The sequence below is a fragment of the Vibrio sp. ZF 223 genome (assembly GCF_003050585.1).
In the GTDB taxonomy this organism is placed as follows: Bacteria; Pseudomonadota; Gammaproteobacteria; order Enterobacterales; family Vibrionaceae; genus Vibrio; species Vibrio crassostreae.
On record NZ_PIGB01000005.1, the window covers coordinates 1 to 21,691 of the forward strand.

The 21,691-nt window shown below is 43.9% G+C and carries 25 protein-coding genes and 2 pseudogenes; 13 read left to right on the forward strand and 14 right to left on the reverse strand.

The window, feature by feature from the left end; genetic code table 11:
- The 4 genes from CWO13_RS11545 to CWO13_RS11560 all read right to left on the reverse strand — a co-directional run.
- A partial coding sequence (locus CWO13_RS11545) for a flagellin N-terminal helical domain-containing protein (protein ID WP_108083010.1) occupies positions 1-629 on the reverse strand: 629 nt, incomplete at its 3' end.
- 296 nt (positions 630-925) lie between these two features.
- Positions 926-2,059 carry a flagellin gene (locus tag CWO13_RS11550; protein ID WP_102432030.1) on the reverse strand — a complete coding sequence of 378 codons (1,134 nt, stop codon included), beginning with the start codon at positions 2,057-2,059 and terminating at the stop codon, positions 926-928.
- A gap of 121 nt (positions 2,060-2,180) precedes the next feature.
- Entirely contained in the window at positions 2,181-3,104 is a 924-nt protein-coding gene (locus CWO13_RS11555) for a Dyp-type peroxidase (protein ID WP_102432031.1), read from the reverse strand.
- A 65-nt stretch (positions 3,105-3,169) separates the two neighbouring features.
- Complete coding sequence (locus CWO13_RS11560) at positions 3,170-3,631, reverse strand: DUF2919 domain-containing protein (protein ID WP_048661250.1); 462 nt, start codon at positions 3,629-3,631, stop codon at positions 3,170-3,172.
- A gap of 109 nt (positions 3,632-3,740) precedes the next feature.
- Here CWO13_RS11560 and CWO13_RS11565 point away from each other — a divergent pair, with 109 nt between their 5' ends.
- Together CWO13_RS11565 and CWO13_RS11570 are read left to right on the forward strand one after the other, a co-directional pair.
- Positions 3,741-4,085: a DUF2956 domain-containing protein gene (locus tag CWO13_RS11565; protein WP_048664614.1), complete on the forward strand. Its 345-nt coding sequence runs from the start codon at positions 3,741-3,743 to the stop codon at positions 4,083-4,085.
- A 12-nt stretch (positions 4,086-4,097) separates the two neighbouring features.
- Positions 4,098-4,430 carry a DUF4156 domain-containing protein gene (locus CWO13_RS11570; RefSeq protein ID WP_108083011.1) on the forward strand — a complete coding sequence of 111 codons (333 nt, stop codon included), beginning with the start codon at positions 4,098-4,100 and terminating at the stop codon, positions 4,428-4,430.
- Between the two features lie 52 nt (positions 4,431-4,482).
- Here the strand turns inward: CWO13_RS11570 and CWO13_RS11575 are convergent, their stop codons facing one another.
- A complete protein-coding gene (locus CWO13_RS11575; RefSeq protein ID WP_004741665.1) occupies positions 4,483-4,770 on the reverse strand; it encodes a winged helix-turn-helix domain-containing protein in 288 nt (95 codons plus the stop codon).
- Between the two features lie 205 nt (positions 4,771-4,975).
- On the opposite strand from CWO13_RS11575, the gene CWO13_RS11580 reads away from it, so the two are divergent.
- The 4 genes from CWO13_RS11580 (at position 4,976) to CWO13_RS11595 (ending at position 7,509) form a co-directional block, all read left to right on the forward strand.
- Complete coding sequence (locus tag CWO13_RS11580) at positions 4,976-5,323, forward strand: ArsC family reductase (protein WP_108019950.1); 348 nt, start codon at positions 4,976-4,978, stop codon at positions 5,321-5,323.
- Between the two features lie 111 nt (positions 5,324-5,434).
- Positions 5,435-6,571 carry a succinyl-diaminopimelate desuccinylase gene (gene dapE / locus CWO13_RS11585; protein WP_108019948.1) on the forward strand — a complete coding sequence of 379 codons (1,137 nt, stop codon included), beginning with the start codon at positions 5,435-5,437 and terminating at the stop codon, positions 6,569-6,571.
- Between the two features lie 45 nt (positions 6,572-6,616).
- Complete coding sequence (locus CWO13_RS11590) at positions 6,617-7,291, forward strand: M15 family metallopeptidase (protein WP_048661246.1); 675 nt, start codon at positions 6,617-6,619, stop codon at positions 7,289-7,291.
- 8 nt (positions 7,292-7,299) lie between these two features.
- Complete coding sequence (locus CWO13_RS11595) at positions 7,300-7,509, forward strand: DUF2897 family protein (protein ID WP_102432036.1); 210 nt, start codon at positions 7,300-7,302, stop codon at positions 7,507-7,509.
- Positions 7,510-7,654: 145 nt separating this feature from the next.
- Here the strand turns inward: CWO13_RS11595 and bamC are convergent, their stop codons facing one another.
- Positions 7,655-8,701, reverse strand: coding sequence for an outer membrane protein assembly factor BamC (gene bamC, locus CWO13_RS11600; protein WP_102432037.1), 1,047 nt, complete (start codon positions 8,699-8,701; stop codon positions 7,655-7,657).
- 48 nt (positions 8,702-8,749) lie between these two features.
- A complete protein-coding gene (gene dapA, locus CWO13_RS11605; protein WP_017632493.1) occupies positions 8,750-9,628 on the reverse strand; it encodes a 4-hydroxy-tetrahydrodipicolinate synthase in 879 nt (292 codons plus the stop codon).
- A gap of 374 nt (positions 9,629-10,002) precedes the next feature.
- Between dapA and CWO13_RS11610 the strand changes: the two genes are divergently transcribed.
- Positions 10,003-10,545, forward strand: a complete 543-nt coding sequence (locus CWO13_RS11610) for a glycine cleavage system protein R (RefSeq protein ID WP_017632494.1) — start codon at positions 10,003-10,005, stop codon at positions 10,543-10,545.
- 12 nt (positions 10,546-10,557) lie between these two features.
- On the forward strand, positions 10,558-11,028 hold the full coding sequence (bcp, locus tag CWO13_RS11615; RefSeq protein ID WP_102432038.1) for a thioredoxin-dependent thiol peroxidase: 471 nt from the start codon (positions 10,558-10,560) through the stop codon (positions 11,026-11,028).
- Positions 11,029-11,588: 560 nt separating this feature from the next.
- On the opposite strand, the gene CWO13_RS11620 is transcribed toward bcp, so the two are convergent.
- The 3 genes and pseudogenes from CWO13_RS11620 to CWO13_RS23705 all read right to left on the reverse strand — a co-directional run.
- A complete protein-coding gene (locus tag CWO13_RS11620) occupies positions 11,589-11,897 on the reverse strand; it encodes a hypothetical protein (protein ID WP_102432039.1) in 309 nt (102 codons plus the stop codon).
- Between the two features lie 8 nt (positions 11,898-11,905).
- A complete protein-coding gene (locus CWO13_RS23470) occupies positions 11,906-12,076 on the reverse strand; it encodes a hypothetical protein (RefSeq protein ID WP_157933146.1) in 171 nt (56 codons plus the stop codon).
- Positions 12,077-12,646: 570 nt separating this feature from the next.
- Positions 12,647-12,869 (reverse strand): annotated as a pseudogene (locus tag CWO13_RS23705) (RHS repeat-associated core domain-containing protein); the annotation flags it as partial.
- Between the two features lie 119 nt (positions 12,870-12,988).
- Here CWO13_RS23705 and CWO13_RS11635 point away from each other — a divergent pair.
- The gene (locus tag CWO13_RS11635; RefSeq protein WP_108083012.1) at positions 12,989-14,503 is read left to right on the forward strand and encodes a hypothetical protein; all 1,515 of its coding nucleotides are present in this window, start codon (positions 12,989-12,991) and stop codon (positions 14,501-14,503) included.
- Positions 14,504-14,584: 81 nt separating this feature from the next.
- Here CWO13_RS11635 and CWO13_RS11640 read toward each other — a convergent pair.
- The 3 genes and pseudogenes from CWO13_RS11640 to CWO13_RS11650 form a co-directional block, all read right to left on the reverse strand.
- A pseudogene (locus CWO13_RS11640) lies at positions 14,585-15,757 on the reverse strand (IS3 family transposase).
- Positions 15,732-16,808 (reverse strand): AI-2E family transporter, encoded by a 1,077-nt coding sequence (locus CWO13_RS11645; protein ID WP_008222960.1) that lies wholly within the window; start codon positions 16,806-16,808, stop codon positions 15,732-15,734. Before CWO13_RS11645 ends, CWO13_RS11640 begins: the two are co-directional and overlap by 26 nt.
- A complete protein-coding gene (locus CWO13_RS11650) occupies positions 16,801-17,040 on the reverse strand; it encodes a sulfurtransferase TusA family protein (RefSeq protein WP_004738640.1) in 240 nt (79 codons plus the stop codon). The genes CWO13_RS11645 and CWO13_RS11650 overlap by 8 nt, the downstream gene beginning before the upstream one ends.
- 178 nt (positions 17,041-17,218) lie before the next feature.
- On the opposite strand from CWO13_RS11650, the gene CWO13_RS11655 reads away from it, so the two are divergent.
- The 4 genes from CWO13_RS11655 (at position 17,219) to CWO13_RS11670 (ending at position 20,180) form a co-directional block, all read left to right on the forward strand.
- A complete protein-coding gene (locus tag CWO13_RS11655) occupies positions 17,219-18,673 on the forward strand; it encodes a tetratricopeptide repeat protein (protein WP_057622310.1) in 1,455 nt (484 codons plus the stop codon).
- 122 nt (positions 18,674-18,795) lie between these two features.
- Entirely contained in the window at positions 18,796-19,146 is a 351-nt protein-coding gene (arsC, locus tag CWO13_RS11660; protein ID WP_102479007.1) for an arsenate reductase (glutaredoxin), read from the forward strand.
- 6 nt (positions 19,147-19,152) lie between these two features.
- Positions 19,153-19,746 carry an NAD(P)H:quinone oxidoreductase gene (wrbA, locus tag CWO13_RS11665; protein WP_048661240.1) on the forward strand — a complete coding sequence of 198 codons (594 nt, stop codon included), beginning with the start codon at positions 19,153-19,155 and terminating at the stop codon, positions 19,744-19,746.
- Positions 19,743-20,180 (forward strand): DUF2069 domain-containing protein, encoded by a 438-nt coding sequence (locus CWO13_RS11670; protein ID WP_108083013.1) that lies wholly within the window; start codon positions 19,743-19,745, stop codon positions 20,178-20,180. The genes wrbA and CWO13_RS11670 overlap by 4 nt, the downstream gene beginning before the upstream one ends.
- A 110-nt stretch (positions 20,181-20,290) precedes the next feature.
- Here CWO13_RS11670 and CWO13_RS11675 read toward each other — a convergent pair whose 3' ends face one another.
- Complete coding sequence (locus tag CWO13_RS11675) at positions 20,291-21,541, reverse strand: DUF2066 domain-containing protein (protein ID WP_108083014.1); 1,251 nt, start codon at positions 21,539-21,541, stop codon at positions 20,291-20,293.
- Positions 21,542-21,691: the final 150 nt, after the last annotated feature.

Here is a 21,691-nt window from a genome sequence, read left to right on the forward strand (position 1 = left end):
TCGATTTCTTGGGCTTGACCGAAGTTGTCAGTGAAAGACAATTTTAGGTCGTTAGAACCTGCTTGAACGTTCCAATCTTTGTCTTTCGCGTTCTCAGTTTGGTAGCTCTTACCACCCATCTGAGCATTATCAGAGCGCATGTCTTTCAGTTGAAGCATTACCGCTTCACCGTTATCCGCGCCGATTTGGAATGATTTAGTACCGTGAGTACCGTTAAGCAGCTTGTTACCACCGAAAGACGTCGTTTCCGCGATACGGTTTAGCTCGTCGTTCAGTGCTGTTACTTCTTCTTGAATCGCTACACGCTCAGATTTTGAGTTTGAGCCGTTTGAAGATTGCAGAGACAAATCACGCATACGTTGCAGGATGTTCGTTGTCTCGTTCATTGCACCTTCAGCAGTTTGTGCAATCGAGATACCGTCGTTCGCGTTACGTACAGCAACATCAAGGCCACGGCTCTGAACGTTCAAACGGTTCGAGATTTGTAGGCCCGCAGCGTCATCTTTTGCGCTGTTGATTTTAGAACCTGAAGCTAGACGCTCCATTGATGTTTGTTGTGCGCTGTTTGCGTTGTTTAGGTAACGTTGCGCTGTCATCGCTGATACGTTTGTATTTACATTCACTGCCATGGTGACTTCTCCAATTGATTTTCCGGTATAGCGGTTTCCGACGTCTCGGAAAACCAAGTAGTTATCTCTAAGTTACTTTTAATAACGGCGTGATTGGCGAAACCTTTAGGAAAAAAACAACAAAATTAAAGAAATAGCGATAAAGGAGAAGAAAGCGTGACTGGCAGTAAAATTATCAAAAAAAGATGAGAAAAACACTAAAGTTGCCGAGAAGTCGGTCGAGTGACAATTTGTATTTTAATTAACCAAACGGACTGATTAAGCCGAAACACATTTATAATATTTTAGGCAATTTATTAACCCAATAAGGTTAAGGCAAGGTTCGGCGCCTGCTTTGCTTGGGCCAATATTGTGGTGCTCACCTGCTGCAAAATTTGTTGCTTAAGCATTTGAGTGGTTTCCTTGGCGTAATCAGTATCTTTAATTCTACTATTTGATGTCGCCAAGTTCTCATGAACATTTTCGAGATTATTAATCGCATGATCAAAGCGGTTTTGCATTGCGCCTAATTCAGAACGATGACTATCCACGTACTTCATCGCTGTATCCAAAATAGAGACAGCACGCTGCGCACCACCCACATCGGTCACGTTGATGTCGTCGACAGATTCGTAATAACCCGCCGACATCGAAAGTTCACTGGCTAACGAACCTGAGAAAGAGATCGTGCCGGCCGTATCTTCGCCAGACATGTAGATCTGAAGTTGCCCTTCGTCATTGACGGAAGCCGATACCAGATCTGTTTGACCATTGATGTAAGTCGCCAGCTCTTCAATGTCATCGCCCGCTTTAGCATTAATGGCGATCTCTTGAGGCTGACCAAAACGGTCGGTAAAAGACATCGTCATATCATTCTGGTTGGATTTTACTTCCCACGAGTCACTTGCCATGCCACTGGCAACATAACTAAAGCCCCCCATGTTGATGTCATCGGTGCGCATGCTTTTCAGGCCGATTTGCACCGCTTCACCAGAACTACCACCGATCTGAAATGACGAGCTACCAAAACTACCGTTAAGGAGCTTTTTTCCACCAAATGAGGTGGTTTCTGCAATTCGATTCAACTCGTCATTTAAGGCGGTCACTTCTTCTTGAATGGCGATTCGTTCTGATGAACTATTCGAGCCGTTACTCGCTTGTAGGGACAAGTCACGCATGCGTTGCATGATATTGGTGGTTTCATTCATCGCACCTTCTGCAGTTTGCATAATGGAGATGCCGTCATTCGCATTGCGAACAGCGACATCAATACCGCTCATCTGCGCTTCAAGTCGATTCGAGATTTGCAGGCCTGCAGCGTCGTCTTTAGCGCTGTTAATACGACTCCCTGAAGCCAAGCGCTCCAAAGATTGGTTCAGCATGTTGTTGGCATTAGAGAGGTTTCTCTGAGCCACCAGCGCTGAGACATTTGTATTAACAGTTATAGCCATAGACCTTCACTTACAAAAAGATGAATAAAACTCACGATTGCTCTTATATCGACCAATTCATATAAAGCTTTAATAAAAAAGGAGCCCTGAGGCTCCTTTTGTTCATTCTTTTTGAGACGGCTTACTTAATCGTTAATGCACTCAACATCTCAGTTGAAGGAGCAAAGTAGTAAGCGCCAGTAACGGCTTTAGTAAAGCGAAGCAGTTGGTCTGTTTTGCCATCGGTTACGCCGTACATGCTCTCTAACATCGCATCAAAGTTATGACGAACGTTACAGTAAGCAATGAACAGTAAACCGTGATCGCCCGTTGCTGTGCCGTAGGGCAGGCTGTGACGAACGATTTTAAGACCCTTGCCTTCTTCTTTAATATCCACACGGCCAACGTGAGACGCTGCTGGAACATCATCTAACTCGATAGAGTCTGGTTTAGTACGGCCAACCACTTTCTCTTGTGCCGATACGTTTAATCGGTTCCAAGCAGGTAGGTTATGCACAAAACGTTGCACCATCACGTAGCTACCACCCGCGAATTCACCTTCAGGCACAATCGCCACTTCAGCGCGCTGTGCGTCTTTCGGGTTTTCAGTGCCATCAACGAAATCAGTCATGTCACGTGAGTCGAGGAAGCGGTAACCGTAAGTTTCATCCACTACTTCAACGTCTGCCGCTACTTCAGATAGCAATTTACGTAGGATGAAGAAGTGCAGATCATGTCGGTTTGAATGACAGTGAATCAAAACATCAGACAGTGTGCTCGGTGCTGTCACATCACCTTCGCCAAGCGCAGGGAAATCAATTAGATCAGAGGGAGCAGCTTGCTCGAACTTATCCCAAAAAGCTTTTGAGAACGCAACCGACGCCGTTAGGTTCGCATCAGGTTGAGTTTGGTTTAGCTCTTCGATTAGAGTCGGAAGCTTTTGAATTTCTGCTAGTACATTAGCAGTATTAGCGTTCACTTTAAGTTGAACGTAAAGAGCGAAAGGCCCAGCTTCAGGCAAAATAGCACTTTGAACGTTAGGCTGCTCATTTGAAACATTAAGCATAGATTATTCCTTCCAGTTTTAGCTTCTAAGTATAATTGTGAATGGGACAAATGTTTTGATGAGAATCAGTCTTCGTGCTCAACCACTTTAAAGCAATCCCTTGCAGCATGGCTATTGGTTAGGTAAAGCGCCAACCACAGCAGCAACAATAGGGTGATGCCATTTGACCAACGGAACCATCCGTTATCCAAATAGATTAAATAAATCGTATGGGAGCTCTGTGCCAAGATAGCCATCATGGTCACCCCGCGCCCCCACGACACCACTTTATTAAGGCGTTTTCTATCTGGCGCTCTGAGTCCAAACAACCACATCAGTAATAAGCTAGGGATACTCAATGCAATCCCAACATAAAACATCTGATGATCTGGGTAGACTATCTCGAGGATATCCGTTCCCGATTCTCGGCTTGCGCCTGCAACAATGAAAACGACCAAGGCTTTAGCAAGAAACAACCAACCTAACCAGAGCAAGATCGGGGCTTTCAAAAAGCCGTGCTTGTCGTATTGTTCTATGGAGTACCGCACAAATCTCACTTTCACTTATTTTCAAACCAACACTTTAACGCAAATCATTCATACTTAACTAGCTTTGCGTTATCTTAGTAGCCAATCCGTTTTAATTATCGAACTCAGTATGAAAAAGAAAACTAATACGCCGTCTGTTGAATCTCAACAAGAAGCACTGAAGATAGCCAAAGCGACTCAAAAACCTGCTCAGACCAAAGAACAAACTAAATTGATTGCTCAGGGGATTGAGAAAGGCATTGCGCTCTATAAGAAACAGCAAAAAGAGCGCAGTCGCCAAGCTGATAAAGCAAAGAAACGTGTACAGAAAGAGAAGCAGACTCAACAAGCGCACCAAGCTCAAGAGCTGGATATCGACACTAGCGTTGAAACCGCATCAAATCACGCCAACAAATTGCCGTGGCTACTATTGGTCGCTAGCTGGATAGGCTTCGCAATTTATTTGATGAAATAACAGGGTAATCGTATGAAAAAGGAATTGGTCGCTTTGATTATAAGTGGTGCATTGCTAGGTTGCACGACACCCACATCAATGCCCCATAGCGAAGCTGACAAAGTACAAATGGACTACCACGGCCTGATTAATATCGACCAATGCGAATATAAAGGGGAAGTCACTGGCAGCGAAGGTCACTGGTACAGCTATTTGTTCTTTCCCAATGACACCCTGATTCAAGGTGCGATGAATGAGCTTAAGTCGAATGCCATTAAGCTAGGCGCAGATACCGTCATCTTTACCTTACCTCAAGATTTTGCGACTTCGGTTACCATGCTTGGCACCGCTTATCTTTGCGAGTAACCAACAGCTCTACTTAGCGGCATACAAAAAAAGAAAGCCAGCTTTCGCTGGCTTATGCACTAAATCCAAGGCTTGTTGCTATATCGCCTTTACGTTCTAGAACCCACTGACTGTCAAATGGTCCCCAGTCGGATAACTGGTAATAACCATCATTATGACGTCGCCCATCTTGAACAAACATAAGTTCGATACCGATCCCCGGTAACGCCTTGAGTACATCTTGAATAGTACGACGAGGCCAACCCGTTTTTTCGATGAGTTTAGGCACATTTGGCCTATCAAGGCTTTCGACTAACAATGCTAAATATAGCCGCCTTGCAAAAACAGGACTCAACTCCATTGACACCTCCTATATATGTGCAACTCAATTATTTCTTTTTTCGCTAACAACATGTTGAGGCTGATCAATAAGTCTCCAATAGTGACATTTTCTTACTGTTTTTTTTCGCTCAATGAAATATTCCTCACTCTATTTTGTCTGAATTGCCGCTTCCTGATAGGATTCGACTCATAACAATGAAATAAAATCACCCAAAGGAAGAATAATGACTATCACTATGTTTGGTATCCCAAATTGCGACACCATCAAAAAAGCAAAGAAATGGCTCGAAGCTGAAGGTATCGAGTTCGAATTTCACGATTATCGCAAACAAGGCATCACTGAAGAGCTAGTAACAAACTTTTGCTCAGAGCTTGGCTGGGAGCTTGTACTAAACAAACGTGGCACGACTTATCGCCAACTTTCTCAAGAGCAAAAAGACACGTTAACGGAGCAAACTGCAATCACTCTGCTTGTTGAACAACCAGCAATGATTAAGCGTCCTGTCTTGAAAGTCGATGGCAAGCTTCATATTGGCTTCAAAGCTGACCAATACGCTGCTATTTTTGCGTAATCAGCAATTTTCGTAATAAGCAAATTAGAACAGATAACAAGACGTTGAACTTCCCCTGTTCAACGCCTGAAATTAATGACTAGACGTTTTATTTAAACAAGGAATTCAAGGATGACAGATAGCCCAACTTTGGCTCTGGCAAAAGACCTCATTAGCCGTCAATCGGTAACCCCTGAAGATGCAGGCTGCCAAGAGCTGATGATTAATCGCTTAAAAGCGCTCGGTTTTGAAATCGAAGTAATGGTATTTGAAGATACGACGAACTTTTGGGCTCGTCGTGGTACTGAAGCGCCTCTGTTTGCCTTTGCTGGCCACACTGATGTTGTTCCTGCTGGCCCGATTGAGCAGTGGAACACTAAACCATTCGAACCGACTATCGTAGATGGTTTCCTACACGGCCGCGGCGCAGCGGACATGAAAGGCTCTCTGGCTTCAATGATTGTTGCTGTTGAGCAGTTCATCGCTCAGCATCCAGACCACACAGGTTCAATCGGTTTCCTTATCACATCGGATGAAGAAGGCCCATTCATCAACGGTACGGTACGTGTTGTCGAAACGCTGATGGCTCGTGGTGAGAACATCGACATGTGTATTGTTGGTGAACCATCAAGCACTGAGTTCGTAGGTGATGTTGTGAAGAACGGCCGTCGTGGCTCTATCACAGGCGATCTAACGATCAAAGGTACACAAGGTCATGTTGCCTACCCTCACCTAGCGAACAACCCAGTACACAGCTCTCTGCTTGCTATCAACGAGTTGGCAACAACTGAGTGGGACAAGGGTAATGATTACTTCCCACCAACAAGCTTCCAGATTCCAAATGTAAGTGCAGGTACTGGCGCGTCAAACGTGATCCCTGGTGAGTTTAATGTTCAGTTTAACCTGCGTTTTAGTACCGAGTTAAGCAACGACATCATCGTTGAGCGAATCACAACAACACTCGATAAGTATGATTTCGAATACGATCTTAAGTGGACATTCAATGGCGACCCGTTCCTAACGGACGCAGGTTCACTGCTTGATGCTATTGTTGATGCAGTAGGTCACGTGAATGATGTTAAACCAGCACTACTAACGACTGGCGGTACGTCTGATGGCCGCTTCATTGCGCGCATGGGCGGACAAGTCGTTGAACTAGGCCCTGTGAACGCGACGATTCACAAAGTTAACGAATGCGTGAAAGTGGCTGATTTAGAAAAGCTAACTGACATGTACGAAAGAACATTAGTGAACCTGTTCGCTAAATAGTCTTTCATCAGCGATTCATAGCATCTAATTATTGAGAGACTCGTTATGACACCAGAGCAGCTTACCGGACAATCAGATTCTCATCTAGAACCTAGCCTGATCGGTACCAAGACCTTCTTGGTTCACAGTGAGGTTAAGAATGACCTAAACAATTTGATTGAAGCTGCTCAACTCGCTGGTTTTAAAATGGAGATTGCCAGTGGCTTTCGCGACTATGAAAGACAATCTTTGATTTGGAACCGTAAGTTTTCTGGCGAAGCTCTGATATTAGATTCAGAGAGCCAACCACTTGATGCTTCAACACTGACTGAACATCAAAAGTTGTCGGCTATCTTGAGATGGTCTGCGCTTCCCGGTGCGAGTCGTCACCATTGGGGTTGTGACTTCGATGTCTTTGCTCGTAACCTCTTACCTGAAAGCACACAGCTGCAATTAGAACCATGGGAATACCTTACCGGCCACCAGCAAGCGTTTTACCAATGGCTATCGGTTCATGCTGAACAATTTGGGTTCTTCTTCCCTTACAGTCAAGACCTGGGTGGTGTGGCGATAGAACCTTGGCATATTAGCCATCGTAACGTTTCGGAGTCGTGTTTATCACAGTTATCTCCCACTTTACTTGGCAAGCAACTCCAATCTAAGCCAATATTAGGGTATGAGATTATTATGGAGCAGCTAGACGAGATCTACGCACGCTTCGTAGCGAATATCAGTCATTAGGAGCGCTTATGTTGGAGTGGCTTACAAACCCTTGGGTTATCATCATCATCGTGGTTAGCGTCGTGGTGGGTAACATCGCAGCTCTTAAACAGACTGCCAATATGGATCTGACAGGTCGTGGTAAAACAGAGCGAGATTTAGATAAACTCAATCGCTTGGATAAGCAGAATCAAGAGAAAGCTGAAAAAGAAGAATCCAAAGACAACAAAGACGCATAGCTTTTTACTTTGGGTATCCACTTGATTAACTAATAGTCTGATAACAACGAACAAAAAAAAAGAGGACACAATGTGTCCTCTTTTTTATTGGCTTTAGCTAATCACAGAGCTGATTGAAACCAGCTCTGTGATTGCTTAAGTGCTACTACTCAGCTTTCGCTTCTTTGTCATCTTTGGTCTGGTCAGCAATATGCGCTAGTACCGGAACCATTGACTTAAGCAGCTCTTCCTCTACTGGCTTACCTGATGCATCCGTTACGTTAATCGACGTACGGTTACCAAGGTCACCAAATAGGAAGTTGTAAGTACCTGGCGCTAAATCGATAGGCTGTAGGCCAATTTCTTCCCAGAACTCATCATCTGGCGCGGCGTACTTAGCTTTCACTGTACCTTGAGACTGGTTGCGCTCTTCAAGCTCAAAGCCCATAGCAGGCAACAAGTTTGGCAGACGCTGCCAGAATACATTGTATGGTGTACGAGCAATAATCACAGGGAAACCACTTCGGTCAGCACCCATTGAGATCGGAATACGCTTCACCAACTCTTGTGCTTTCAAAGCTGCTTCAGCACGAAGGTTTTCATCGTACTTAGCCATCACTAAGTTAGTTAAGAACGCGTTGTAACGCTCTTTATTGGTTGCCGTTACTGGCTTCTCTTCAGTACCTTCACGCCAATCAATAAGGTTAATCTTAAAGCCATGACGGTTGTTCGCTTGGAAACGAGAGATAGAGTAGCGGCTGCCAAGCTCTACGTCTTCATCTTCAGAAACCCAAGTTACCCAATCAGTCTCAATCTCATTCTCGGATTGCTCACGAATACCAATACCACGTTGAGCTAGCATATCTACTGCTGTTTGCCACACTCTGTCTGCCTCTTCAGCACGAAGAAGCCATAGTGTCACTTCACCATTTTGACGCTCAGCGCGAGCACCCGGGATCAATTCAAGAACCTGTTGCGGTGGGCGAATATCAACTTCACGACCTGTACCACCACTGAACTCACCGCTTGGGATGTCAAAATTTGGGTAGAACTGAGGCTGAGCATCTTCAGGCAACTGCCATTGTGAAAACTCAGGTGTTTCTAAGTATTCGAAATCATCTTTGGCTTGGCGACGTTGAGTCGGGCTGCCAGAACATGCTGTAAGAACGAAAACAGCCAGTGACCCAATCACTAGCTGGTGAGAATACTTCATTTATACTCCTAAATGCCGAAAGTTCGCTTCGGCATCACTTCATACGTTTTAGTAAATGCACGCTTCAGTCATTGCTTGAGCAACAACAGGTTGAGCTGGTTCTGACAGTTCAGTCAGCGGTAGACGTAAGCCACCTTCAGCGATCAGACCCATTTTATGAACCGCCCATTTTACGGGAATAGGGTTAGATTCAACGAACAAATTCTTATGTAGAGGCATCAAACGCTCATTGATCGCTTCTGCTTCTTCAAACTTACCTTCTTTTGCTAGCTTGAACATGGTTGCCATATCAGCGGCTGCAACATTATTCGTTACAGAGATCACGCCATCGCCACCACGCTTAACAAATTCTAGACCTGTTAAGTCATCACCACTTAGTAAGATAAAGTCTTCGCCACAAAGTTCACGGTGAATTGCAATTCTGTCGAGATCACCCGTCGCATCTTTAAGTGCAACGATGTTTTCGATCTCAGCAAGGCGAGCAACCGTTTCTGGCAACAAGTCTACAGCAGTACGACCAGGAACATTGTATAGGATTTGTGGAACGTCACTGACTTCAGCAATCGCTTTGTAGTGTTGGTACAAACCCTCTTGAGTCGGTTTGTTGTAGTAAGGCGTTACGCTCAGACAGCCTGCAATACCAGAACCATTCAACAAACGGCTGAATAGAACAGATTCGTGAGTTGCATTTGCACCTGTACCAGCGATAACGGGAATACGACCATCAGCAAATTCAACGATCTTGTTGACGACTTTGACATGCTCTTCAATTGTGAGTGTTGAAGACTCACCTGTTGTGCCAACCGCAACCAGACCATCACTACCTGCAGCAACATGGTGATCAACCAACTTTTTAAGGCTGTCGAAATCCACTTCGCCATCTGCGTTAAATGGCGTAACTAGCGCAACGATACTTCCTGAAAACATGTCTATCTCCCTTAATTTATTCTTTTTGCATGTTACTGTAAGCCAATCAATAAACACAAGACATTAAAGTGGCTTACCGGCAACATCTGCATTAAATATTGTCGTATGTTTGAGGTAAAACGACTTCTAACAGCGTTCTACCTAGAATTTGGGTAACCTGCGCTCAATCTAGCGGATAGCACCTAACTGGATGTCAGTAACAAGTAAGCTGTGCTCTCATCACTCTATCTCGTTTTTTAACGCACCTGACATTCTTATCATTGGTTACATGTTAGAAGCAAGGTGGCTCATAAAAAGCCCCTTACGCACGCTTATTCCACAAGCTAACTGTGCTAACATGCATGAATCAATGGAATATAAAGAGACGTGATTTTATGACTCAACATCTAGTAATCACAGCTGTGGGCACTGATCGCCCAGGTGTATGCAACCAAGTGGTTCATTTAGTCACCCAATCAGGCTGTAACATTATTGATAGCCGTATCGCTCTGTTTGGCGAAGAATTTACGCTTATCATGCTACTGTCTGGAAAGGCAAATAACATTACCCGCGTTGAAACCACCCTGCCCTTGCTTGGCCAAGAGCACGACTTGATTACGATTATGAAGCGAACCTCGCCTCATGATGTTATTGAGAACTCCTACACGCTGGAAGTTTTCGTTGAGTCAGACGACAAACTCGGCCTGACCGAGCAATTCACTCAGTTCTTCGCAGACCGCAATATCGGCCTCGACTCGCTTAGCGCGCAGACCATCAATAAGTCCAAGGTTCAGCTCGATAACGACCAATTCCATATCTCTATTACCGCTTCTGTGCAATCAGAATGTAATTTGATGCAGCTACAAGAAGAATTCAATTCGCTGTGTCAGAGCCTATCAGTCCAAGGCTCGCTCAACTTTATCAAAAACAGTCTTTAAAAAGGAAATGTCATGAATACGCTAACGGCTGGTGTTCCAGCACCTGCTTTTTCTCTTCCAGATCAAGATGGCAATATCGTATCTCTTGGTGACTTCAAAGGTAAAAAAGTACTTTTCTACTTTTACCCAAAAGCAATGACTCCGGGTTGTATTGTGCAAGCTGAAGGCCTGCGTGATATCAAAGCACAGCTTGATGACCTAAATGTGGTTGTTTTAGGTGTAAGTGTTGACCCTGTAAAACGCCTACCAAACTTCGTTGCGAAGAAATCTCTAAACTTCACACTGCTGTCTGACGAAGACCACAGCGTTGCTGAGCAGTTTGGCGTTTGGGGCGAGAAGAAGTTTATGGGTAAAATATACGATGGTCTGCATCGTATTAGCTTCCTAATCGATGAAGAAGGTCAGATTGAACACGTCTTCAATAAGTTCAAAACCAAGACTCACCACGAAGTGGTTTTAAATTACTTCAACCCAGAAGCTTAATCTCGATTTCAGTGAGTTGATTCTCTAAGTTCATACCTAGCGAATCTAAATACACCACTCACTAAGCCAAATGCAAAAAGGCGACTATCATCGATAGTCGCCTTTTTTATACTTATTCAAATTAATAGCTTGTTCAATTGCTATTGGCTATCAGAGGCTACTGCTGATGTTCAGGGTCATCATCGAGAGCATGACTCGGTAAGGCATTCCAAACTGCCTTCACTAACGCCTCCATGTAAATATTTCATCAGTATTATCAGCACGACTACACTCCACTTGCCCAATATAAAACTTGATATTGAAAAGTCCTATTGAAGAAATAAAAATACTATTGACAACGCAAAATTTCATTTTCTAAGCCTAACAAACGTCTTTCCATATCAAAAAACAATGAATAAGGTGAGAAAGAAATTATTGGTTGTCGTTTAAGTTCTTCATTCCTTTAATATATACTTCATAGTTATATACATCCTCTTCATCACCAATCTCAGAAAATATTCTGAATATATCTCCTGCCAGCTCTAAATCATCTAAATCTCTAGATTTAATAAGAATAAAAGCTAACTCTCTTGTCGCATAGCTTCGATCAAAAACGCGTAGTTCTCATTTTTTTTAGATATGCTATCTAGCCTATCGAGGAACTTGGTTTTGTTATAATAATGACTGAGATAATTGATATTATCCAAGTAGAAAAATATCCCATCAACAACCTTTGAGTCTTCTTCTGAAGTAAAGTCCTCCAAGAAGCAGGTATCTAATTCTTTTGTACAAGAATACTTATTCTTAGCGTTAACCCAGCTTATATCTCCATCAGCGAAAACTTGTGATGACATAAATAGTGCTAACAAAAAAACTAATATTTGATACATAAAACTCCCTAGAAGCTATTTAGTGGATTGCCATGAATTTGAGTATTGGTGTTATCTATAAAGTCATGAATTCCATTGATTTGACTATTTTCATTAAGTTGCTTCATATCTACATCATATTTCATTGAGCCTCCAGCACCACCTATGCTTGCATCCGCAGCTATACCAAGATGCCCCATGAGCACCTGCACCTAGGTGTTTCCCACCAACACCTACTCCATATTTGCCAGTAACATTAATCTCGTTTGTTTGTTCATCTCTGGTAAACTCAACACCAGTTCGGCCAACGTTTATTGATATCGAGTTTGTCACTGTTTCACCATTTGAACTCGTTGTTATATCAAAGCTCTTTCTCTTTCCAACCTGAGTACCTTTAGAATAACTAAAGTCAAATTCTAACTTTGTAGGATCCTTCGGCTTCATCTCACTAAATGGCCCCATTACATCAGAGAATGAAGCCGATGCTAGTTTACTCGCATTGACATCAAGAGATTGGCTCGCGTTTGTAGATCTCCCAATACCCCTTCTAGCCTCTCCATTTCCGCGCTTAGTGTTGGGTCTGTTTTGCCCGGGAAAGATGCTATTTCAGTAACCGAGTCTGAAATAAACTCCTCTTTTTCCTTTGTTCTAGAAGATGTCCTTGAGACATTACTCCTATCCTGATTTCTTCTGCCATTCCCGTTATCCCAACGCCCAATTTCCCTACCACGATCATCACGCATCGTTCCATCGGTATTGCAACTCCCTCCCCAAAAGTACCCAGTAGGATCAGTATACTTTAGAGGATTAATTCATCACATAAGCATATCGGTTAAAGCTGTTAGTGACATACGGAGCTTGAACAAACGGATCTGGGCTAATAAATCGCCCTAATTCCTGATCGTAAACCCGGCCATTCATGTGCACTAAGCCGACTTCCACAATCTCTTCGTGGCCGGTGTAACCGCGGTTAGTGATCGCTTCTTGCACTACATCCAACGGGCCATCTTCACGCAATATTCCCTATCACTTCACAATTCACAGCCTTATTCAGTGCAAAAATAAACCTTATCTCATTAAATAGTATTAATTTTTCTGATAACGGTATCAAAATGTTTGATTTAGTCAGGTGCATTTTTCTGTGTGCTTTTTTCATCAGTACACAGACTATCGCACAGCCGAACTCTGTAGATAAAGTAAACCTATGGGAGAAAGCGCGAGTGGTTCGCTTAACACCAAGTGAAATCGATCAATTGCGCTTTGATGCAAGGCACCGTTTCTCTCGTTCTGTGCGCTCCAATAATAAAGACAGCCCCGCGACTTCTGAGGCCAATATACTCGGTTATGGCTTCAACCTTGTTTCCGAGCAACCGATAAGAAATCGCTGCATCCTTAACCGTGAGTATCAAACAATAGATAACTTCAGCCGATACGTTGAAGGGCGAATTGTTGCTAGCAAATCGGAGGTCGATGAATTTTTCTCTTCTGCACTTTCCATGAATGTCGATGGGCGCTACGGTGGCGTTTCTGCTTCTGCCCGCTTTCGACGAGACGTATCCAATAGCTTTCAAAACCTAGAACAAAACAATACAGTGGCCTTTATTATTCAAGAAAGAACAAGAAAACTCATCCGTGACGCCTGGCCCACCATTGACCAAAGAGCACAAGCATTGCTGGAGACCAATACTGAAATCAGCAAACGTAATTTTAGATCTCTCTGTGGTGATGAATTTATCGATGGTGTGCAATACGGACGTGAGATCTCTTTGCTGTTACAAGTTAAATCAAAGACACTGCGGAACGAGGATGTGGCAAAAACGGCGGCACAGATATCAGCCAATTACATGACGCTCGTTTCCGGTGACCTAGATCATGAGACCATAGAGAAATATCGACAGTACCAACAAGATTATGACATCGTGATAAAGGCCTATGCTGCGGGAGAGCCTATAACGCTTTCTGACACCAATTTATTAAACTTTGCCGAAAAATTGAGAGCCTTTGAAAGTAGCTCAAACAGGCAAGACAGTATTCTCAGTTATCAAACCTCCGCCTACCAAGTACCAGAACAAATGGAGTATTGGCAAACCTTTGAAGACTACCGTCCCGTTAGAAATACGATGGTAAAATGGCATCAATTTATGGTATTTAAGCACCCAGAACGGTGCCAGTACCGCGATGTGAAGTCTTTATGTTCTCTTACTCGGCAACAATATCAAGAGATGCAAATGAACTGTGCTAATACTTATCAATGGAGTCATTGTTACGAACCAGAATCCTCGCAGTGTCTGCTCCTTTCGGGCCAACCTTGTAACCAACTAGACATAATGGGCGAACTGAAATGGTATGATGCCGATGTTGATTGGGAACAAAGCTATGAAGTTATGTTTCCAAAAGAGGCGGTTGAGCTTCATATTATTGGTTATGAGAAAAAATTAGAAAACAGAGAAGTTAAGACCAAAACGATTGATTTGAAGATAAATCTTAACGACCCAAGCCGATTCAATGGTGAGTTTGTCTGTGATTTGATAATGAAAGAAGACAGAGTCGGTATGTGCGCAGTCCTAGATGATAAAAGATTTGGGAAAGTCATTATCGAAAAACTAAGGTATTTACTGAGAGATTAGCGGCTCTGGAAAATAGATAGGCAGATACCTTTTTAAATCGCCAGTATTGACCCGTCCTGATATGGGTTGACACTTGATTGACTAAAACGCTCGATGTACTTCATCGGGCGTTTTGTATTTTAGAGCTGTGTGAGGCCTATATTCATTATAGATTTTTACTGATTCAGCGACCATTTTCTTTGCTTCATCTAAATCATTAGGCTTATTCAACAGATACTCCATCTTCAGTATTCCGTTGATCCTCTCTGCCAACGCATTCTGATAACAGTCATAGCCATCAGTCATTGAGCAATGATACATCATACTGTCGATGCAACTCTTGGTATTCTACAGAGCAGTACTGAACACCTAGATCTGAGTGATGGACAAGCTCACCTGTATTCTTCCGCTCTTTCAACGCGTTTAAAAAGGCCTGCTTGACCGTGCGAGCTTTCATATAATCACTTATGTGATAGCCCACGATTTTTCTTGAGTAAGCGTCCGTCACTAAACTGAGATAAGTACTACCACGCCGCGTTGCTAGATAAGTAATATCGGCAACCCATAATTGCTCTTGTCCTTCCGGTATTAAGCCTTCTTTGATTCGATTTGGATGGCAGTAAAAGCGATGATTACTGTTTGTGGTTCGATGGTAAGCCCTTCGATTCGGTACTAATAATCGATTCATTCTCAGCAGAGAGAATAAGCGGTCTCGCCCGATTTCAATATCGTTTTGAGCAAGTAAATACTTGATCTTACGAGTCCCTATACGAGGGTGCATCATCCTTTGCTCCTTCACAGAACCGAGTACAGATTCATCTTTCTTTGTCTGATGAATTTCTGCAACACAGCGCTTGTAGAAAGCTTGTCGTGTAATACCTATGAAGTGACAAGCTTTGGTGACGGTCAACTTTCTGACCGTTTTTTCCTTAATTACTCGGCCTTGCGCTTCTTTGAGATTCGGACTTCGAAATCTCGATCCATGACTTTTACAACCGCTTCAAAGAACTCAGCTTTGAGCTGAATTTCTTCTAATTGCTGATCGAGTTCTTTGATTCGTTGCTCTGGGGTTTGAGTTGAGGAAGAGTTTGACACAGTCGCTCCTAACGCTCTCGATTGTTCTATTCCTTTAGACCAATCTAGTTGACCATGTTTGCGAAGCCAAACTAAAACGGTAGAGCGACCTTGGATCCCATAACGCTCTTGAACTTGCTTATAAGTCATTTCGCCTTTTTTGTCACTTATTTCGTTACTGATGGTGTACAGGGTCATCATCTAGCGCATGGCTCGGCAAGGCATTCCAAACCGCCTTCACTAAAGTCGCCAGTGGAATCGCGAAGAACACGCCCCAGAAGCCCCAAAGTCCACCAAACACTAATACCGCCACAATAATCGCAACAGGATGCAGATTCACTGCTTCAGAGAACAGAACCGGCACTAACACGTTACCATCTAGGGCTTGAATAATGCCGTAAGCCAACAATAGCCAGTAGAATTGAGGCTCAAGCCCCCACTGGAACAAGCCAACAATAGCAACCGGTACGGTTACCGCCGCTGCACCAATGTATGGAATCAATACCGAGAAACCGACAGCAACCGCTAACAGCACAGAGTAGCGAAGGTCTAAAATAGCGAAAGTTACATAGCTGACGCCACCCACGATTAAGATCTCTAGCACCTTGCCGCGGATGTAGTTCGAGATTTGTTCGTTCATCTCTTCCCATACTTTGGTCGCTAAGCGACGGTTTCGAGGAAGCACACCACTTGCCATTCTGATCATCTCTTCTTTATCTTTCAGTAAGAAGAAAATAAGCAGTGGTACTAAGATCAGATAAACACCTAGCGTCGCTAAGCTAACCAGAGACGCTAACGAGCCTTTCACCACACTCTCACCCATACCCAACGCCTTGTTCTTCGCGTTAGACATTACAGATTCAACAATCTGTAAGTTAGCAAGCTCAGGGTAACGCTCTGGAATCGTTGCAATGAACTTCTGCAAGCTACCGTACATGCTAGGAATATCATTGATCAGGTTACCCACTTGCTCCCAAATGGTTGGCACTAATCCGAATATCGCTAGTAGCATTAGGCTAAAGAACATCAAGATCACCAACATCACCGATGGCGTTCTGGGAATACCGAGTCGTTGAAGTTGAGTCACTGGCCACTCAAGTAAATAAGCCAACACAATCGCCACCAACAGCGGTGCGATCAGGTGACCAAAGAAGTAGATAGTAATAAAGCCGAATAGAATGATGGCAACCAAACTGACAGCGTGTGGATCAGAGAAACGTCGTTTATACCAACGACTGACCATTTCAAGCATCTGACTGCGATTCCTTTTTAGTGACGAGGAGATGGTGGTAATTAGAACAAACTTCTGTCATGACAACATAAGCTTGCTTAGACAAAAAAGTAACAATATCTTTCATCGAACTGTTATCTGATACATAAATTGACAAAGATTGCCCTACTTCTAACTTTACACTGTGACGCTTGGCTAATAATAACGCCATTGGGCAGCGCTCTTGGCGTAAATCTAGAATATTAGGTGTCATTCTTGGGCTCGATGCTTATTATAAGGGGCATATTGTAATCTGTTTTTGAAAACGTGCCATCATTGATTCATCTTCCTTCAGGATAGCGCACGCACTTAACAAAGGTTAAACCAGATAAAGAACCAATTTGCATTGCACTTGTCTTACTGTCAGAAGAAACGGAGTATTACTGACTAATATGTTTAAACGCGCTCGCTCAATTGCTTGCTTATGCATCGCAGCTACATTAAGCACCCCAACGTTGGCGAATACCAATAGTTTGGAGCTACCCGATATCGGTACCGCTGCTGGCGGCACACTCTCTATCGACCAAGAGCTTATCTATGGTGATGCCTACATGCGTATCATCAGAAGCAGCCAGCCTATCGTAAACGACCCAGTTTTAAACTTATATATTGATACGCTTGGTCATCGTCTGGTCGCTAACGCAAATGATGTAAAGACGCCTTTCCAGTTCTTTATGATCCGTGACCGCAACATCAACGCCTTTGCTTTCTTTGGTGGCTATGTTGCTTTGCATTCAGGTCTATTCCTGCATGCACAATCTGAAAGTGAATTGGCTTCAGTATTAGCGCACGAAATCGCGCACGTTACCCAACGTCACTTAGCACGTAGTATGGAAGATCAAGCTCGCCGTTCTCCAGCAACCATTGCTGCACTTGCGGCTTCTGTATTACTGGCGATTGCAGCTCCTGAAGCGGGCATTGCAGCCCTAACGGCAACGACAGCGGGTAATATGCAAAGCCAGATCAACTACACACGTAGTAATGAAAAAGAAGCTGACCGCTTTGGTATCAACACGCTTGCGAAAGCTGGCTTTGATGTGAATGCAATGCCACGCTTCTTTGGCCGCTTAGCCGATGAATACCGCTATGCGAGCACACCACCTCCAATGCTACTGACTCACCCATTACCAGAAGACCGAATTACAGATTCACGTGCTCGTGCTCGTAGTTACCCGCCACTGAAACTAGCTCCGTCTTTGGACTACCATCTTGCAAGAGCCCGCATTGTTGCGCGCTATGCTGGCATTAATAACGATGCTGCTCTTGATTGGTTTGAGCGTCAGCTGAAGAAAGCCCCTAAAGCCTTGGTTCCATCGTTAGAGTATGGGCAAGCGCTGGTTTACCTAGATTCTAAAAAATTAGACAAAGCAGAGCCAATTCTGAACAAACTGATTAACAGCGACCCGACCAACCTGTTTTATCTAGATGCTATTTCCGATCTGCACATCGAGAAGAAACAGCCTGAGATTGCGATTAAAGAACTTAAGTCGGCACTGGTTCGTCAGCCAAACAACCCAGTTCTGACCATCAACTACGCCAATGCACTAATTGAAAATGAAAATCTACAAGAAGCAGTTCGCGTATTGCAGCGTTACACGCACGATAACCCGAATGACACCAATGGCTGGCACCTACTTTCAAAAGTAAATACGAGCCTTGGTAATAGCGACGAAGAACTGGCTGCTCGTGCAGAAATTTTGGCACTACAAGCCAACTGGAACAAAGCGATTCAGTACTACACGCAGGCGAGCCAAATCGCAGAACTAGGCAGCCTAAAACAAGCACGCTACGACGCTCGAATTGATCAACTAATGATTCAACGAGAGCGCTTCTTGTCGCTACAATAATATATTTACTGGTAACCGCTCGTTGCAAGAATAAAAAGAAAGCTCAACGTTACACAAAAAAGAAGTCGCCTCTGGTGGCTTCAGCTAAACAATTAAATCAAAAATAATAATGAGGAAGAACCATGTCTGTCGTGATTTATCATAATCCACGTTGCTCAAAGAGCCGTCAAACTCTCGAATTGCTTGAAACAAACGGTGTACAACCTGAAGTTATCAAGTACCTAGACACGCCTTTAACTGTCGAGCAGCTAAAAGTGCTTTTCACTCAACTGGGTTTTGACAATGTTCGCGACATGATGCGTACCAAAGAAGCGGACTACAAAGAAGCAAACTTGGATGATGCATCAGTAACTGATGAAGATCTTTTCTCAGCAATGGCAACAAATCCAAAACTGTTCGAGCGCCCTGTGGTTGTTGCGAACAACAAAGCAAAGATTGGTCGTCCACCAGAGCAAGTATTAGAGATTCTGTAATCCGATATGAGCATTAACATTCTTGTTCTTTATTATAGTCGCCACGGCAACACACAAGCTTTAGCAAGACAGATTGCACGAGGGGTGGAGTCCATCCCTGAGTGTGAAGCTATGCTGAGAACAGTGAACGACGTGTATACCGTAGAAGAGCAGCCTGATTCGCGTCATCAACCAACCGACCCTATTGCAACATTACAAGAGTTACGCTCTTGTGATGGTTTAGCGCTAGGCAGTCCGGTTTGGTTTGGTAACATGGCCGGGCCGATGAAGCACTTTTGGGATAGCACGACGTCACTGTGGATCAATGGCGATCTCATCGATAAGCCAGCTTGTGTATTCACTTCTTCTTCATCACTGCATGGTGGTCAAGAGACGACACAACAAAGCATGATGTTGCCCCTGCTGCATCATGGCATGTTAGTCGTGGGCATCCCCTACTCAGAACCTGCGCTGCACACCACTCAAACCGGTGGTACGCCTTATGGTGCAAGCAGCACAGGCGAAAGTGCTTCATTAAGCAAAGAAGAAATTGAGTTGGCGCAGAACCTAGGTAAACGCCTCGCGCGCATTGCTATGAATCAGAAAGGAATCTCTCAATGATGTACATGTCAGAGAAGACGATGTCTCCTAAGACTAAGCTATTCCGCTATCTCGCATTAGCAGGCAACCTATTGCTGTTAGGTTGGGTTGTGGCTTGGCAGATGACGCTTTCGCCGCATCCTCATCTCAGTAATGTAACACTGGCAATTGCTTGGGCAATACCGCTGTTACTGCCATTACCAGGCATTTTAGCCGGTAAGCCTTATACGCACGCTTGGGCGAATTTCGTCCTGATGCTCTATTTCCTACACGCATTAACTATTTTGTATGTAGATGATGGTGAACGCTTGTTAGCGGCTGTAGAACTGCTTCTGACGACTCTTGGTTTCGCGGGCAATATCTTATTTACTCGCTTTAGGGCTAAAGAGTTAGGCATCAAGTTGAAGCGCCTTTCGGAAGTAGAAAAGAAAGAAAAAGCGAAATTCGAGCAATAATATTGATACGTTGCTCTTGAACACTGACACTAGATAAACAAAAAGCCCTGCAGGATTGCTCTTGCAGGGCTTTTTAATGTTTCATTTTAATCAGTCATGTCAGCAGACAATTATGAGCGAACCCACTCGTAGACCAAGCTTGGCTTAGCATGTACAGGCGCAGTATCAGCTGTGTTAGATTCCTCTAGCGTTGCGTCAGGCGTGTTCGTTAGCTCAGTATCCTCAGATACCTCGTTGCTAGTAATCACTTGTACGCCTGAGTCAGTTTCGTCACCAACAACTTCAGCAGCATCTGTTGAATCATCGCCTACAGACATGGTGTTGTCTTGAGTTTCAAATTCAGGGCTCACTTCAGGCTCAATGTAAGATTCTTCAACCTTTGCAACTTGGCGAATACTTGCAACTTCTTGCTCAAACTCTTGTTGAGTCGACAATAAGTGAATTCGGAAAGTTACTTCGTTGTTCTGAATCTTCAGAATATCTAGGCTTGCCACCGAGTTGAGACGCTTAAGTGCGTTTTCCAACTGAAAGAAGTCTTGAGCATTATTCAGGCTAATAAACTGCGTTAAAATCGATTCTGATGACTCACTCGCTACCGTCACAGCACTTTTTCCTGCGTAGTAGTTACTGATTTGGTCGACTAACTTCTTAGAAGTCGTGGCACTGTTACCTGATAAAGAACCACTTACAGGCGATGTTGGTGCGCTCGTCAATTGACTTGGCTTTTGATCGTATAGAGTCCAACGTAGACCTGAAGATTGAGCCTTGATCACCAATACAGCATCTACTGGGTAACGCTGACTCGCTTTACTGATTGGCGTAACAAAGCTGCCCCACAAATCAGAAGTTGCAATACCCGTAATATCGTCAAAGTCACCCACAGGCAGCGTTAGAGGCAAACCGCGCTCTTTTGCGTTTGCTTGCAAGCCCGCTGCTAACTGCGAGTTAGAGTGTTCCCAGACGATATTCTTGTCGTAGTTGTCCTCTTCCACCAGCCAAACAAGGATGTTTGAACGCGTGTCAGGCCAGTACGGTAACTGTGCTTGAGTCAATAGCGAACGGATTTGAGCACCGTTAAAACGCATACGCAATGTTGACTGGTCATTGCTTTCACCAAAACTCATTTGAGACATGTACTGCGAACTCTTGCGCATCGCCTTTTGAATCGTCTCATTCGAAGCGACATCAGTTTGGCCGGTCGCACGTATCAATACCTGCTCCATACCTGTATTTCTTGCCACTTGTTCTGGCTGTTTGTCTTCAGCGTTAATCGCAACTTCAGCACTAAAAATATCTACTTGAGTTAAGGCATAACTCGGAGAGGCTAATAGTCCCATCAACAACAATGCTATGTAGCGCATACTGATCCTAATATTCAAATCTTGTGCCTAGATGATAAGCAACTATGGATTGAGGGGCAAGGTCGATAGCGCCCACTGTGTTTAATAACCACAAAATATCACCTGGCCATGATAAATCGCTCACTTATAAACTGAATTTCTAGGGCTTAG